The sequence below is a fragment of the Stenotrophomonas sp. B1-1 genome (assembly GCF_010894375.1).
Taxonomy (GTDB): Bacteria; Pseudomonadota; Gammaproteobacteria; order Xanthomonadales; family Xanthomonadaceae; genus Stenotrophomonas.
This window is the reverse complement of record NZ_JAAIUZ010000006.1, coordinates 42,554-55,307: the sequence shown is the minus strand read 5'-3', so window position 1 is coordinate 55,307 and position 12,754 is coordinate 42,554. Positions and strand designations below refer to the sequence as shown.

12 protein-coding genes are annotated in these 12,754 nt (G+C 66.7%); 7 read left to right on the top strand and 5 right to left on the bottom strand.

All coding sequences use genetic code 11. The features are described from left to right. Positions 1-44: 44 nt before the first annotated feature. The 4 genes from G4G00_RS04830 to G4G00_RS04815 all read left to right on the top strand — a co-directional run bounded on the left by G4G00_RS04830 (position 45) and on the right by G4G00_RS04815 (position 3,192). Positions 45-410, top strand: coding sequence for a DUF6164 family protein (locus tag G4G00_RS04830; RefSeq protein WP_108761715.1), 366 nt, complete (start codon positions 45-47; stop codon positions 408-410). A 313-nt stretch (positions 411-723) separates the two neighbouring features. Further along, the gene (locus tag G4G00_RS04825; protein ID WP_108752725.1) at positions 724-1,491 is read left to right on the top strand and encodes a sulfurtransferase; all 768 of its coding nucleotides are present in this window, start codon (positions 724-726) and stop codon (positions 1,489-1,491) included. A gap of 138 nt (positions 1,492-1,629) precedes the next feature. After that, positions 1,630-2,625, top strand: coding sequence for an LLM class flavin-dependent oxidoreductase (locus G4G00_RS04820; protein ID WP_108749214.1), 996 nt, complete (start codon positions 1,630-1,632; stop codon positions 2,623-2,625). A 69-nt stretch (positions 2,626-2,694) separates the two neighbouring features. Next, on the top strand, positions 2,695-3,192 hold the full coding sequence (locus G4G00_RS04815; RefSeq protein WP_164271608.1) for a pyridoxamine 5'-phosphate oxidase family protein: 498 nt from the start codon (positions 2,695-2,697) through the stop codon (positions 3,190-3,192). A 91-nt stretch (positions 3,193-3,283) separates the two neighbouring features. On the opposite strand, the gene G4G00_RS04810 is transcribed toward G4G00_RS04815, so the two are convergent. Next, entirely contained in the window at positions 3,284-3,943 is a 660-nt protein-coding gene (locus G4G00_RS04810; RefSeq protein WP_108752728.1) for an exopolysaccharide biosynthesis protein, read from the bottom strand. Further along, entirely contained in the window at positions 3,927-5,270 is a 1,344-nt protein-coding gene (locus G4G00_RS04805) for a hemolysin family protein (RefSeq protein ID WP_108752729.1), read from the bottom strand. The genes G4G00_RS04810 and G4G00_RS04805 overlap by 17 nt, the downstream gene beginning before the upstream one ends. A 283-nt stretch (positions 5,271-5,553) precedes the next feature. Between G4G00_RS04805 and G4G00_RS04800 the strand changes: the two genes are divergently transcribed. After that, positions 5,554-6,180 carry a DUF47 family protein gene (locus G4G00_RS04800; protein WP_079221423.1) on the top strand — a complete coding sequence of 209 codons (627 nt, stop codon included), beginning with the start codon at positions 5,554-5,556 and terminating at the stop codon, positions 6,178-6,180. A 13-nt stretch (positions 6,181-6,193) separates the two neighbouring features. Continuing rightward, complete coding sequence (locus G4G00_RS04795; protein ID WP_108752730.1) at positions 6,194-7,315, top strand: inorganic phosphate transporter; 1,122 nt, start codon at positions 6,194-6,196, stop codon at positions 7,313-7,315. Positions 7,316-7,822: 507 nt separating this feature from the next. On the opposite strand, the gene G4G00_RS04790 is transcribed toward G4G00_RS04795, so the two are convergent. The 3 genes from G4G00_RS04790 to parE all read right to left on the bottom strand — a co-directional run bounded on the left by G4G00_RS04790 (position 7,823) and on the right by parE (position 12,071). Continuing rightward, positions 7,823-9,316 (bottom strand): S10 family peptidase, encoded by a 1,494-nt coding sequence (locus G4G00_RS04790; RefSeq protein ID WP_164271605.1) that lies wholly within the window; start codon positions 9,314-9,316, stop codon positions 7,823-7,825. Between the two features lie 121 nt (positions 9,317-9,437). Then, positions 9,438-10,013, bottom strand: coding sequence for a GNAT family protein (locus G4G00_RS04785; protein WP_108752732.1), 576 nt, complete (start codon positions 10,011-10,013; stop codon positions 9,438-9,440). A 168-nt stretch (positions 10,014-10,181) separates the two neighbouring features. Continuing rightward, positions 10,182-12,071, bottom strand: coding sequence for a DNA topoisomerase IV subunit B (parE, locus tag G4G00_RS04780; protein WP_108749221.1), 1,890 nt, complete (start codon positions 12,069-12,071; stop codon positions 10,182-10,184). A 160-nt stretch (positions 12,072-12,231) separates the two neighbouring features. Here parE and G4G00_RS04775 point away from each other — a divergent pair, with 160 nt between their 5' ends. Continuing rightward, positions 12,232-12,468 (top strand): hypothetical protein, encoded by a 237-nt coding sequence (locus tag G4G00_RS04775; RefSeq protein ID WP_108751520.1) that lies wholly within the window; start codon positions 12,232-12,234, stop codon positions 12,466-12,468. The last annotated feature ends 286 nt before the right edge of the window (positions 12,469-12,754 follow it).

The following is a 12,754-nucleotide window of genomic DNA, read 5'->3' as shown; positions in this document are numbered from 1 at the left end:
GCGGGCGGCAAGGGTAGCGCATCGGCGCCGGGTATCATGGTGGCATGGCCAAACTTCTGCTCAACCTGCGCAATGTCGGCGACGACGAGTACGCCGATGTGTGCGCCCTGCTGGACCAGCACGGCATCGCCTGGTATCGCACCGAACCCAGCCCCTGGGGCATTTCCAATGGCGGCCTGTGGCTGCGCGATGATGCGGACCAGCCGCGCGCCAAGGCCCTGATGGCCGATTACCAGGCCGAGCGGGCGCCGCGCATCCGTGCCGAGCGCGAGCAGGCGCTGCGCGATGGCACGGCCGAAACGTTCGGCAGCCTGCTGCGGCGGCGGCCGCTGTTCGTGGTGCTGGTGCTGCTGGGGATGGCGGGTGCGGCGGCGCTGGTGCTGCTGCCGTTCATGCTGCTGCGGGGGTAGGGGGCTGTTGCGGCCGGGTTGCACCCGGCACCCGCCGAAGCAACGTCAACGTAAACGTCAAAAGCGGGTTTTCCGTGAACGGGCAGGGCGGTGGGGGCAGGCGGGGGACGGCAAGAGCTGCTCCTGCGTGCCTCGTAGAGCGCCATCCATGGCGCTCTGCGCCCCCGCCTGCCCCCACCGCCCCGCCTCTGACAGGTTCACTCGGCTGTTGGTAGGTGTCGACCTTGGTCGACACAGGGAACCGCACGGGGTCGGATCCCTCTGCTGCGCAGAGGGCTCTGACCCCGATGCCTGAAGGCGGTAAAATGGCGGAATGATCGCCAATACCGCTGCCTACCATTTCGCCGTCATCGACGCCCCCCAGGCCCTGTGCGACCAGCTGCTGGCGCGTGCCGAGGCGGCGGCGCTGCGTGGCACGATCCTGGTGGCGGGCGAGGGGCTGAACCTGTTCCTGGCCGGGGCGCCGCAGGCGGTGCAGGGCTTCTACGCGGAACTGCACGCCGATGCGCGCTTTGCCGACATGCGGGTCAAGACCAGCTTCAGCGAACACCAGCCGTTCGCGCGGCTCAAGGCCAAGGTGAAGGACGAGATCATCAGCTTCCGGCGCGACGATGGCCAGCCGCTGGCGTACCCGCGTGCGCCGGCGGTCGATCCGGCCACGGTGCAGCGCTGGCTGCGCCAGGGCCACGACGATGCCGGCAAGCCGGTGGTGATGCTCGATACGCGCAACCTGCAGGAGGTGGCCCATGGCACCTTCAAGGATGCGCTGGTGCTGCCCATCGAGAAGTTCACCGATCTGCCTGAAGCGCTGGCGCCGCATCGGCAGGCGCTGCAGGACAGCACCGTGGTCAGCTTCTGCACCGGGGGCATCCGTTGCGAAAAGGCGGCGCTGTGGATGGTCAACGATGGCATGGACAATGTCCTGCAGCTCGATGGCGGCATCCTGGGCTACTTCGAGGAGGTCGGTGGCGAAGGCTATGAGGGTCGCTGCTTCGTCTTCGACGAGCGCGTGGCGCTGGATGCCGAGTTGAAGCCGCTGGTCGACCAGCCGCTGCCCGAGCCGCGCCCCAGCGCGTTCTGATCCGCCCTTGAGGTCGCGCCGGGACCTGCCCGGCGCGCGCTGAACCGGTCCGGCAGGAATCAGCATTCCGCCACCGTCACTGGCCGTGGCGCCGTCGCGACCCCATGCATGGGGAATCCTGTGACGGAAAACCCCCTGATGATCCCGTTGTCGATCCTCGACCTGGCCCCGGTCTGCGAGGGCAGTGATACCACCGCCGCCTTCGCCAACATGCTGGAACTGGCCCAGCATGCCGATGCGCTGGGCTACCGCCGCTACTGGCTGGCCGAACACCACAACATGCCGGGCATCGCCAGCGCCGCCACTGCGGTGTTGATCGGCCATGTGGCCGGAGGCACGCGGCGCATCCGCGTCGGCGCCGGCGGCATCATGCTGCCCAACCACGCGCCGCTGCAGGTGGCCGAGCAGTTCGGCACGCTGGCGTCGCTGTACCCGGACCGCATCGATCTGGGCCTGGGCCGTGCGCCGGGCACCGACCAGCCCACTGCGCGTGCACTGCGCCGGTATTTCGACAGTGCCGACCAGTTCCCGCAGGACGTGCGCGAAGTGCTGCATTACTTCGAACCGGTGCAGGCCGGGCAGGCGGTGCAGGCAGTGCCCGGCGGCGGTCTGCGGGTGCCGACCTGGATCCTCGGTTCCAGCCTGTTCGGTGCGCGCCTGGCCGCCTCCATGGGGCTGCCGTACGCGTTCGCCTCGCACTTCGCGCCCGATGCGATGGATGAAGCGCTGGCCGTCTACCGCCGTGAGTTCCGGCCCTCGGCCACGCTGAAGCAGCCGCACGCCATGCTGGCGCTGAACGTCGTGGCCAGCGACAGCGAAGCCGAGTCGCGCCGGCTGTTCACCAGCCAGCAGCAGAGCTTCGTCAATCTGCGCCGGGGCCGCCCGGGCCGCATTCCCGCGCCGATCGACGACATCGACAGCTTCTGGGAGCCGCATGAAAAGCTGGGTGTGGAACGCGCCCTGGCCTGCACCGTGCTGGGCGATGCGCAGCAGGTGGGCGAGGGTATCGCCGCCTTCGTCGACCGCCACGCGCCGGACGAACTGCTGCTGACCGCCAACCTGTACGACCACCGCGCGCGCCTACGTTCGTTCGAACTGGCCATGCAGGCCTGGCACGCCCGCCACGCCGGCTGAACGTTTGCGTCACGGCGCATTGCAGGGCGACGCGCTCTGATGGGGGCTCCTGATTCCGGAGCCCCTTCCATGACCGACACCCGTGCCGAGCACATCGCCCAGTTGTCCGAACTGATCAAGGATGTGGAGGTGGCCATGTTCACCACCACCGGCGTGGACGGTCGGCTGTACAGCCGGCCGCTGGGCACCCAGCAGGTCGATTTCGACGGCGACCTGTGGTTCGCCACCGCCGCTGACAGTCCGAAGGTGGCGGAGATCGCCTTGAACCCGCGGGTCAACGTGGCCTATGCCTCGACGTCGAAGAACACCTATGTGTCGGTGTCCGGGCGGGCGCGCATCGTCGATGACCGGGCGCGGATCGAGGCGCTGTGGTCGCCGGCGATGAAGCTGTTCTTCCCCGGTGGCAAGGATGACCCGAACCTGCGCCTGATCCAGGTACGTGCGGAGACCGCCGAGTACTGGGAAGGCCCGGGCACGCTGCTGGGCAAGGCGTTGAGCTTCGTGTTGTCGGCGGTGCAGGATGATCCGGCGCAGTTGGGCGATAACGGGTTCATTGATCTGCGGTGAGGCACCCCGCCGGGCCGTTCCATCCACGCATGGCCCGGCGCCACGGGGCCGGGTAGATCCACGCCATGCGTGGATGCGGCGTCTCCGGCGCTCAGAACCAGCGCTGGAACAGGTCGGCGGTGTAACCGACCAGCTGGCCGGAGCTGAAACCGAAGAAGGCCACCGCCACCACGCCGCCAATCCAGTTGAACAGCATCAGCGCGCCATCGCGTTCCAGCAACGCCAGCGAGAACAGCAGCAGCTGGAACCCGAACAGGTAGTTGGTGAACGGGATCGGCAGCGACAGCAGCAGCCCCAGCAGGACCAGCAGCAGACCGGTGAAGGCGTGTGCCGGCGCTGGCGCCACACACTGCGGCATGCGCGGCTTCAGCATGCGGTCCAGCCGTCGCAGCGGCCGATCGATGCGGTCCAGGAACCGGTGCATGGTGCCGCGGCGGGGCCCGCGGCGGGCGATGAAGCCCGGCAGCCAGGGCTTGCGCATGCAGAACAGCATCTGCAGCCCGATCAGGATGACCAGCGGCCCGCTGACCGCGCCGCCCAGCCCCGGGATGGGGATGAAGGCCGGCAGGATGGCCACGAACAGGAATACGCCGAACGCGCTCTGCTGCAGGTCCTGCAGGATCTGGCCCAGCTTCATGTGCTGGGCCGGATCACCGAATTCGAACATCGCCAGCAGGGTGCGGATGCCCTCGTTGCGATAGCTCGGGCGCTCGTCGCCCGCGCCGTGGCCTGGATCAGGCGGTGAGCTCATCGGCCTGCTCGTCCGACAGCGTGCGCAGCAGCAGCTTGTCCACGCGGGCGCCGTCCAGGTCGACGACTTCAAAGCGCCAGCCAGCCCAATCGAAGTACTCGCCCGCATGCGGGATGCGGCCGAAGTAGTGGATGCACATGCCGGCCAGTGTGTAGTAATCGCCTTCCTCGGCATCGGGCAGCTCGTTGCTGCCGATCAGTTCGCGCAGGTCCTCGATCGGCAACGAACCATCCACCAGCAGCGAGCCGTCCTCGCGGGTCACCACCAGCGCATCCTCGTCGGCGTTCTCCACCGCCTGCAGGCGGCCGACCACCGCGCCCATCAGATCGCTGATGGTCACCAGGCCCTGGATTTCACCGTATTCGTCCACCACCAGCGCCATCGACTGCTGTTCCTCGCGGAAGATTTCCAGCAGCTTCATCGCATGGGTCGACTCGGACACATACAGCGCTTCGCGCAGGGTCTGGAACAGGGCGTTGTCGCCGCGTGCCATGCGGGTGGCCAGCGATTTCAGTTCCAGCACGCCCACCACGTCCTGGTCGTTGTCGCGGAACACTGGATAGCGCGAGAACTCGTGCTCGGCCATGATTTCCAGGTTGCGCTCCAGGCCAGCCTGGGTGTCCAGCCAGGCAATGCGGTTGCGCGGGGTCATCAGGCTGTCGGCGGTGCGGTCGCCCAGGCGCATCACGCGGTTCATCATGTCGCGCTCGTGAGCGTCGATCACGCCGGCTTCGTGGCTCTCTGCCACCAGCATGCGGATTTCTTCTTCGGTGACCGAGGCGGCTTCGTCCTTGCCCAGGCCCAGCAGGCGCAGCACCAGACGGGTCGAATGGGACAGCAGCCAGACCGCCGGGAATGCGATGCGGGCCAGCCAGCCCATCGGCAGGGCCACCATGCCGGCAATGTCTTCGGAACGGGTGATGGCCAGGCGCTTGGGCACCAGCTCGCCGAAGATCAGGGTCAGGAAGGTGATCAGCGCGACGGCCAGCGTCTTGCCAATGAGATTGGCCAGCGACTGCGGCTCACCAAACAGGGTGATGGGGTCGGCCAGGGAGGGGAACATCGCCTGCAGGTGGTGGGCGATGCTGCTGCCAATGGCTTCACCACCGTAGACGCCGGTCAGGATGCCGCCCAGGGTGATGCCGATCTGGACGGTGGACAGGAAATTCTCGGGCTTCTCGGACAGTTCAAGCGCCTTGGCTGCGCGCTTGGAGGTGCTGGCCATCTGCTTCAGGCGGCTCTTGCGCGAGGTCATGACCGACATTTCGGACATGGCGAAAAAGCCGTTGAAGACAATCAGGGCCAGGACAATCAGGATCTCAAACACGGGCGTCGTCCCCGGTTGGTGGCAGGGAGGGCGGGTGCTTGCGGTGGCGGCTGGCGCTCAGGAACGGGGTCCGGCGCGGCGCGGGGGGATAAGGGTCGTCGTCCATAAGGTGCGCCCGGGGGCGCGCTGGCATCTTAGCAAAGGGGCGTGGCGGGATGGCAACTGCCTGTTCAGGTTGGGGGTTTTCCACCCCCCGAAGCGGGCGGGTATACCCGTGATGGTCATCTAGCCGTCATAATTCCCTCTGGTGCCGTCCTTCCCGCGACGGCTGACAGGTTTCTCAATGTTCTCTCTGCAGACCATTTTCGGTTCCGGCAAACAGTTCTACACCCTGCTTGATGAGGCTGCCGTCGCGGCTAACGATGCCGCCAAGGCGCTGCATTCCATGCTGCGCGAGGCCGACCGCCAGCCGGCGCTGGACGCCTTCAAGCTGGCCCGCCTGCGCGAGCGCGCGGCGTCGGACAAGATCAGCCAGGCGCTGGTGGACAGCTTCATGACCCCCATCGAGCGCGAAGACATCGAAGCGCTGGGCTCGGCCCTGTACAAGATTCCCAAGCAGATCGAGAAGTTCGCCGATCGCTATTCGCTGGCCACCACCCACCTGGAACACATCGACTTCGCGCCGCGCGCGGCGATGCTGGAACAGGCCGCTGGCGTGGTCGTGGAAATGGTGGCCGACCTGCGCCACATGAACCTGGACCGCATGACCGCACTGAACGAGAAGCTGCGTTCGCTGGAAAACGAAGCCGACCGCCTGATGCTGGAGCTGTACCGCGACATCTACTCCGGTCGCCTGGACAACCTGCAGATGTTCCTGCTGAAGGAATTCTTCGAGATCCTGGAAAAGGCCATCGACCGTTGCCGCGAGGCCGGCGTGGTGGCGTACCAGATCGTGTTGAAGAACAGCTGACGGACGCCGCCGCATGTTGACCCTTGTCCTGGTGGTGATCCTGGCCGCGCTCGTCTTCGAGTTCATCAACGGCTTCCACGACACCGCCAATTCCATTGCCACCGTGGTGGCGACCAAGGTGCTCTCGCCCGGCTGGGCGGTGATGCTGGCCGCCTTCATGAACCTCATCGGCGCGCTGACCGGTACCGCGGTGGCGCTGACCATTGCCTCGGGCCTGCTCAACACCAACGTGGTCGATGTCACCCCGCAGGTGATCCTGTGCGCCCTGCTGGGCGGCATCATCTGGAACCTGATCACCTGGTGGAAGGGCCTGCCGTCCTCGTCCTCGCACGCGCTGATCGGCGGTCTGTGCGGCGCCGGCCTGGCGGCCGCCCACAACAACTGGGATGCGCTGATCTGGTCCGAGCGCCTGGGCAGCTGGGCGCAGAACAAGGGCCTGCTGTGGAAGGTCTTCGTGCCGATGATCACCTCGCCGATCGCCGGCTTCCTGCTGGGCATCGTGGTGATGGTGCTGCTGTGGGGCCTGATCGCCGGCCTGGCCAAGATCGGCGGTGCCATCGGCCGCCTGGCCCGTCCGCGCATCGTCAACGCGTTCTTCGGCAAGGCGCAGATCGCCTCGGCGGCCTACATGGGCTTCGCCCACGGCCACAACGACGCGCAGAAGACCATGGGCATCATCGCCATGACCCTGATCGGCGCTGAAGCCACCGGCGCGCTGGACAACCTGCCGTCGTGGCTGGCCTTCATGCACCCCGATGCCAGCGCCGGCGACGGCATTGCCATGTGGATTGTGCTGACCTGTGCGGTGGTGATGGCTGCCGGTACCGCCTCGGGCGGCTGGAAGATCATCAAGACCCTGGGCCACAAGATGGTCAAGCTGCACCCGATCCACGGCTTCGCCGCGGAGACCAGCTCGGCCACCATCCTGACCCTGGCCGCCCACTTCGGCATGCCGGTCTCGACCACCCACAGCATCTCCACCGCGATCATGGGCGTGGGCTTTGCCAAGAACCCGCGTTCGCTGAAGTTCGGCGTGATCGAACGCATCGTCTGGGCCTGGATCCTGACCATCCCGGCAGCCGGTGGCTGTGCGTACCTGATCCTGAAGCTGTTCGAGCTGGCCGGCTGGACCTGATGCCGGCAGCCTGAGGGTCAGAGCCCTTTCCCTGCGGGACATGGATCTGACCCCCGGAAACAGAAAAAGCCCGCCGGATTCCGGCGGGCTTTTTCATGGGAGAAATCATTCTTCCGGACCCAGCGTGTCGACCAAGGTCGACACCTACCAGAGCAGGACCAGGGCCAAAGCCCGTGCCGACCAACGGTCGGCACCCACCAACAGCAGACGGTCGGCACCCACCAGCAGCGCCATGAACCTGTCAGCGGCGGGGTGGGGTGGGCAGGCGGGGGCGCAGAGCGCCATGGATGGCGCTCTACGAGGCACGCAGGAGCGGTTCTTGCCGTCCCCCGCCTGCCCACCCCATCCCGCCGCCCCCGAGATGCAGGCTTTTGCCGTTGCCGTTGCCGTTGCCGTTGCCGTCGCTGTTGCCGTTGCTGTTGCTGTTGCCGTTGCTGTTGCTGTTGCTGTTGCCGTTGCTGTTGCCGTCAGCGGATGCCGGGCCGCAGGCCCGGCCTGCAACCCACCTCAGTTGCGCTGGAACAGGGCCTGCACATCGCGACGGAACGCGGCCTGGCTGTCCGCCCGGCTGTAGAACATATGCCCGCCCGGATAGCTGCGCACCTGCACCCGGTCCGGGTTGCTGCCCATCGTCGGCATCTGGTCCACCGTCAGGATCGAACCCATGAACGGGCACGACAGATCGTTCCAGCCATGCACGATCAGCACCTGCAGGTGCGGGTCGATCGCCACCGCCTGGCGCAGCTGGGTCACCGCCCCCTGGCGCAGGTCGCCATTGCGGTCCCACAGCCGGTTCACCTCGTAGTTCAGTGCCTGGTAGCGCGCATCCACCTTCCAGCCCACCACGCGGGTCACGAAGTCGACCATGGCCGTGGTGGTCGGCGCGATGATGCTGTCCAGCAGCGGGTCGTTGGCGCGCTGCTCAGGATCATTCGGGAACGGATCGAACGCGGTCACGTTGGAATCGTAGCGGCTGCCCAGCGTGCCCTTGTCACGGAACACTTCGCGCAGGTACGCCTGCGTTTCCAGTCGACCACCGGCACGGCGCACGAACTGCGGGTCCAGCCCGGTCAGCTCGCTCACCCTGCGCAGCATCGCTTCGGTGGCCTGCGGATCGCTGCGGCCCTTCATCAGCGCGGTGGCATAGTCGCCGCGGGTGTATTCGACCACCTCGCGCATGGCCGCATCGGTCAGCTTGCCCTGGCGTTCCAGGTGCGCGGCGGCAATGGAGGGCAGGGTCTGCATCCACGCCATCGGCGAGACATCGGCGTTGTCTTCCAGGGTCGGGCTCAGGTAAGGCGACACCAGTACCAGGCCGTTCATCGCCACGCCCAGCCGGGTCTGCAGATAGTGGGTGATGCGCGGGCCGCGGTAGCCACCGTAGCTTTCACCGGTCAGGTACTTACGAGAGGCCATGCGCTGGTTGCGCAGCAGCCAGTCGTAGATGGTGCGTGACAGGTACTCGACGTCGGCGCTGGGGGTGTACAGCTGCTTCTTCGCCTCGTCATCGCCGATGCGCGCGCGGCTGAAGCCGGTGCCGACCGGATCGATGAACACCAGATCGGTGAAGTCCAGCCAGGTGCCGGGATTGTCGTGCAGGGTGGCCGGTGCCGATGCACTGTCGCCTTCCGAACCGAAGGTGACCACCTTCGGGCCGATCGCACCCAGATTGAGGTAGACCGACGATGCGCCGGGACCGCCGTTGAGGGCGAAGGTGACCGGGCGGTCCTTGCCGGGCATCGTGTAGGCGGTGAACACCACGTCGGCAATCACCTTGCCCTTGTCATCGCGTACCGGCAGGGTGCCGACGCTGGCGGTGTAATCCAGCGTGCGGCCGCCCAGGCGCATGCTCTGCCGCACCGACGCATCGGCGGGCAGGGCCGCAGCTTCGGTGGCAGGGGCCTTGGTTTCGGCGGCGTCGGCAGCAGGCGCCGCCAGGGCGCTGGCAGGGGCAACAAGCAGGCCGACGCAGAGCGCGGCAGTGTGCAGCAGGAACTTCATGGCACCAGAGCGGTAGCGGAAGGGGACTGCGATGCTAGGTCGCCACGCCGCGCGCGGTATGTGTCCAAAGGCATGGCCCGGCCGCGCACGCCGTTTCGGCCAAGGTTGCGGCCAGATTAGGTCAAGCCGGTCGCGGGGCGCGGTCGTCGTCGGCCAGCAGGCCGTACACCACCGAATCGGCCAGTTCGCCCTGGATGCGCCAGCGCTGCCGCAGCAGGCCTTCGCGGGCGAAGCCCAGTCGTTCCAGCACGTGCGCCGAGGGCGCATTGCGCGGATCGAGCTCGGCTTCCACGCGATGCAGCCGCAGTGTCTGGAACAGGTAATCCAGCAGCCGCTGCAGCGCTTCATGCATGTAGCCCTGGCCCTGCTGCGCCGGTGCCAGCAGGTAGCCAATCTCGGCCCGCTGCGCATCACGGTCCAGTGCGAACACCACGCAGATGCCCAGCAGCGGGCCATCGATCGATTCGCGCACGGCCAGCTTCAGCTGGGTGCCGGTGGCCTGTGCGGCCAGGTCATCGTCTATCTGCGCACGCGCTTCGGCCGGGCGGGTCCAGGCCGGGTGGTTCCACCAGCGCATCACTTCGGCATCGGACTGCAGGGCGTAGAGCGCGGCGGCGTCGTCGCGGCGGATCGGGCTCAGGACCAGGCGTGCGCTGTGCAGCGGCAGGCCCGGGAACAGCAGCGAGTGGCTGGGCAATACAGTGGTCCGCGCGGGTGAACGCGCATTATCGCGCTGCCGGCTTTGCCGATGGCGGCGGAAGGGCGGGGTCGGATCCCTTTCCGCAGGAAAGGGTTCTGACCCCATCGCCAGGAAGCAGGGGTCGGAGCCCGTTGCTGCGCAACCGGATCCGACCCCGCGCTGGAATCAGGCTTCCAGCGAAGCCAGGTCGCCCTTGCTTTCCAGCCAGCCCTTGCGATCGCTCGCGCGCTTCTTGGCCAGCAGCATGTCCATCAGCGAGCGGGTCTGCTCGCCATCGTCCACGGTCAACTGCACCAACCGGCGCGTATCGGGGTGGATGGTGGATTCACGCAGCTGCGGCGGATTCATTTCACCCAGGCCCTTGAAGCGGGTCACGTTCACCGCGCCCTTGATCTTCTCGCGCTCGATCTTGTCCAGCATGGAACGCTTCTCTTCCTCGTCCAGCGCGTAGAACACCTGCTTGCCCACGTCGATGCGGAACAGCGGCGGCATCGCCACGAACACGTGGCCGGCATCGACCAGCGCCGGGAAGTGCTTAAGGAACAGCGCGGTCAGCAGGGTGGCGATGTGCAGGCCATCGGAGTCGGCGTCGGCCAGGATCACCACCTTGCCGTAGCGCAGGCCGCTGATGTCATCCTTGCCCGGGTCACAGCCGATGGCGATGGCCAGGTTGTGCACTTCTTCCGAGGCCAGCACGCTGTTGGACGACACTTCCCAGGTGTTCAGGATCTTGCCACGCAGCGGCATGATCGCCTGGAAATCCTTGTCGCGCGCCTGCTTGGCACTGCCGCCTGCCGAATCACCTTCCACCAGGAACAGTTCGGTGCGCGACAGGTCCTGGCTGATGCAGTCGGCCAGCTTGCCGGGCAGGGCAGGGCCCTGGGTGACCTTCTTGCGCACCACCAGCTTTTCGGTCTTCAGGCGCGCACTGGCGCGTTCGATGGCGATCTGCGCGATCTTTTCGCCCAGCTCCACGTTCTGGTTCAGCAGCAGGCTGAAGGCATCGTGGGCGGCGCCTTCGACGAAGCCGGCGGCCTGGCGCGAGGACAGGCGTTCCTTGGTCTGGCCGCTGAACTGCGGGTCGGTCATCTTCAGCGACAGCACGAAGGACACGCGGTCCCACACGTCTTCCGGGGCCAGCTTGACGCCGCGCGGCAGCAGGTTGCGGAAATCGCAGAACTCGCGCAGCGCCTCGGTCAGGCCGGTACGCAGGCCGTTCACGTGGGTGCCGTGCTGGGCGGTGGGAATCAGGTTGACGTAGCTTTCCTGCACCAGCTCCCCTTCCGGCAGCCAGGCCACGGCCCAGTCCACCACTTCGGTGTCCTTCTTCAGGTTGCCCACGAACAGGTCGGCCGGCAGCGATTCGCGCTCGCCCAGTTCCAGCTTCAGGTAATCGCGCAGGCCGTCTTCGTAGTACCAGGTATCGACTTCGCCGGTGGCCTCGTCGGTCAGCTTCACGGTCAGGCCCGGGCACAGCACGGCCTTGGCGCGCAGCAGGTGCTTGAGCGCGCGCACGGCGAACTTGGGCGTATCGAAGTACTTCGGGTCGGGCCAGAAGCGCACGCGGGTACCGGTGTTCTTCTTGCCCACCGTGCCGACCACTTCCAGCGGGGTGGCGCGGTCGCCGTTGCGGAAGGTGATGCGGTGCTCGGCGCCTTCGCGCTTGATGTGCACTTCCACCAGGGTGGACAGCGCGTTGACCACGCTCACGCCCACGCCGTGCAGGCCGCCGGAGAAGGTGTAGTTGTTGTTGCTGAACTTGCCGCCCGCATGCAGGCGGGTCAGGATCAGCTCCACGCCGGGAATCTTTTCTTCCGGGTGGATGTCCACCGGCATGCCGCGGCCGTCATCGCTGACTTCCACGCTGCCATCCTTGTACAGGGTGATCTCGATGGAGCGGGCATGGCCGGCCAGCGCCTCGTCCACCGAGTTGTCGATCACTTCCTGCGCCAGATGGTTCGGGCGCGCGGTGTCGGTATACATGCCGGGACGGCGCTTGACCGGGTCAAGGCCGGACAGGACTTCAATATCGGCGGCGTTATAGCGGGCGTTCATCTATGTTCGGAAGCTTGGAGCGACGCGCAAGTGTGCGGTCTGGAACGCGATTTTGCACGCCTGCGGTTCAGCCTCGGCCGCCACAAGGGGGTAAAATGGGCATCGCTGGAATCCAGACGCCGGCACCCCCATGTCGAAGCGATACCGCGAGGAGGACTCCATGAAGAAGTTGCTGACCATTGCGATCCTGGCCGCCGCCGCCGTTGCCGTGCCCCTGGTGATGGCGCAGAACGCCGGCCAGCCGGCCCCGCAGCAGAACGACCAGGCCGACAAGGCTGCGCAGTCCGAAGCCGATGCCAAGGCCAAGCGCCGGGCCCAGGCCAATGCCGAAATGAAGGCCAAGGGCCAGCCGGTCCCGCAGCAGGAAGAAGAAGAGGAAGCGCGGAAGAAGCGTTAAGGCTTCCGCCCCCAAGCCCCTTGGTACAAGGGTTCTGTTCCTGAACGCCCCGCATTGCGGGGCGTTTTCTTTTGCCCTTGCCGCCATCTGCCCCTTGGGTTGGCGGCCCTCTATCTGTAAACTATGGCTTTCCGGGAGTAAGTGCGTGTCCACCCTTTGCGAATGGGCTGGAAGGGCCAGGTCTGGCCTCCAGCAATGCGGGTCGCAGGTGACGGTCGAAATGGCCGGCACGGCCGCCCCGACCTCGCACGAAGGTTCCCGCCCGGCGCCTGCCGCCGGCCAGGTC

What these genes read in the sequence shown, in the direction of transcription:
- parE (WP_108749221.1), bottom strand. Translation starts at nt 12,071, where the DNA reads ATGAACGCCCGCTATAACGCCGCCGATATTGAAGTCCTGTCCGGCCTT.
- G4G00_RS04815 (WP_164271608.1), top strand. Translation starts at nt 2,695, where the DNA reads ATGACCGACACCCGTGCCGAGCACATCGCCCAGTTGTCCGAACTGATC.
- G4G00_RS04800 (WP_079221423.1), top strand. Translation starts at nt 5,554, where the DNA reads ATGTTCTCTCTGCAGACCATTTTCGGTTCCGGCAAACAGTTCTACACC.
- G4G00_RS04820 (WP_108749214.1), top strand. Translation starts at nt 1,630, where the DNA reads ATGATCCCGTTGTCGATCCTCGACCTGGCCCCGGTCTGCGAGGGCAGT.
- G4G00_RS04825 (WP_108752725.1), top strand. Translation starts at nt 724, where the DNA reads ATGATCGCCAATACCGCTGCCTACCATTTCGCCGTCATCGACGCCCCC.
- G4G00_RS04795 (WP_108752730.1), top strand. Translation starts at nt 6,194, where the DNA reads ATGTTGACCCTTGTCCTGGTGGTGATCCTGGCCGCGCTCGTCTTCGAG.
- G4G00_RS04830 (WP_108761715.1), top strand. Translation starts at nt 45, where the DNA reads ATGGCCAAACTTCTGCTCAACCTGCGCAATGTCGGCGACGACGAGTAC.
- G4G00_RS04810 (WP_108752728.1), bottom strand. Translation starts at nt 3,943, where the DNA reads ATGAGCTCACCGCCTGATCCAGGCCACGGCGCGGGCGACGAGCGCCCG.
- G4G00_RS04790 (WP_164271605.1), bottom strand. Translation starts at nt 9,316, where the DNA reads ATGAAGTTCCTGCTGCACACTGCCGCGCTCTGCGTCGGCCTGCTTGTT.
- G4G00_RS04775 (WP_108751520.1), top strand. Translation starts at nt 12,232, where the DNA reads ATGAAGAAGTTGCTGACCATTGCGATCCTGGCCGCCGCCGCCGTTGCC.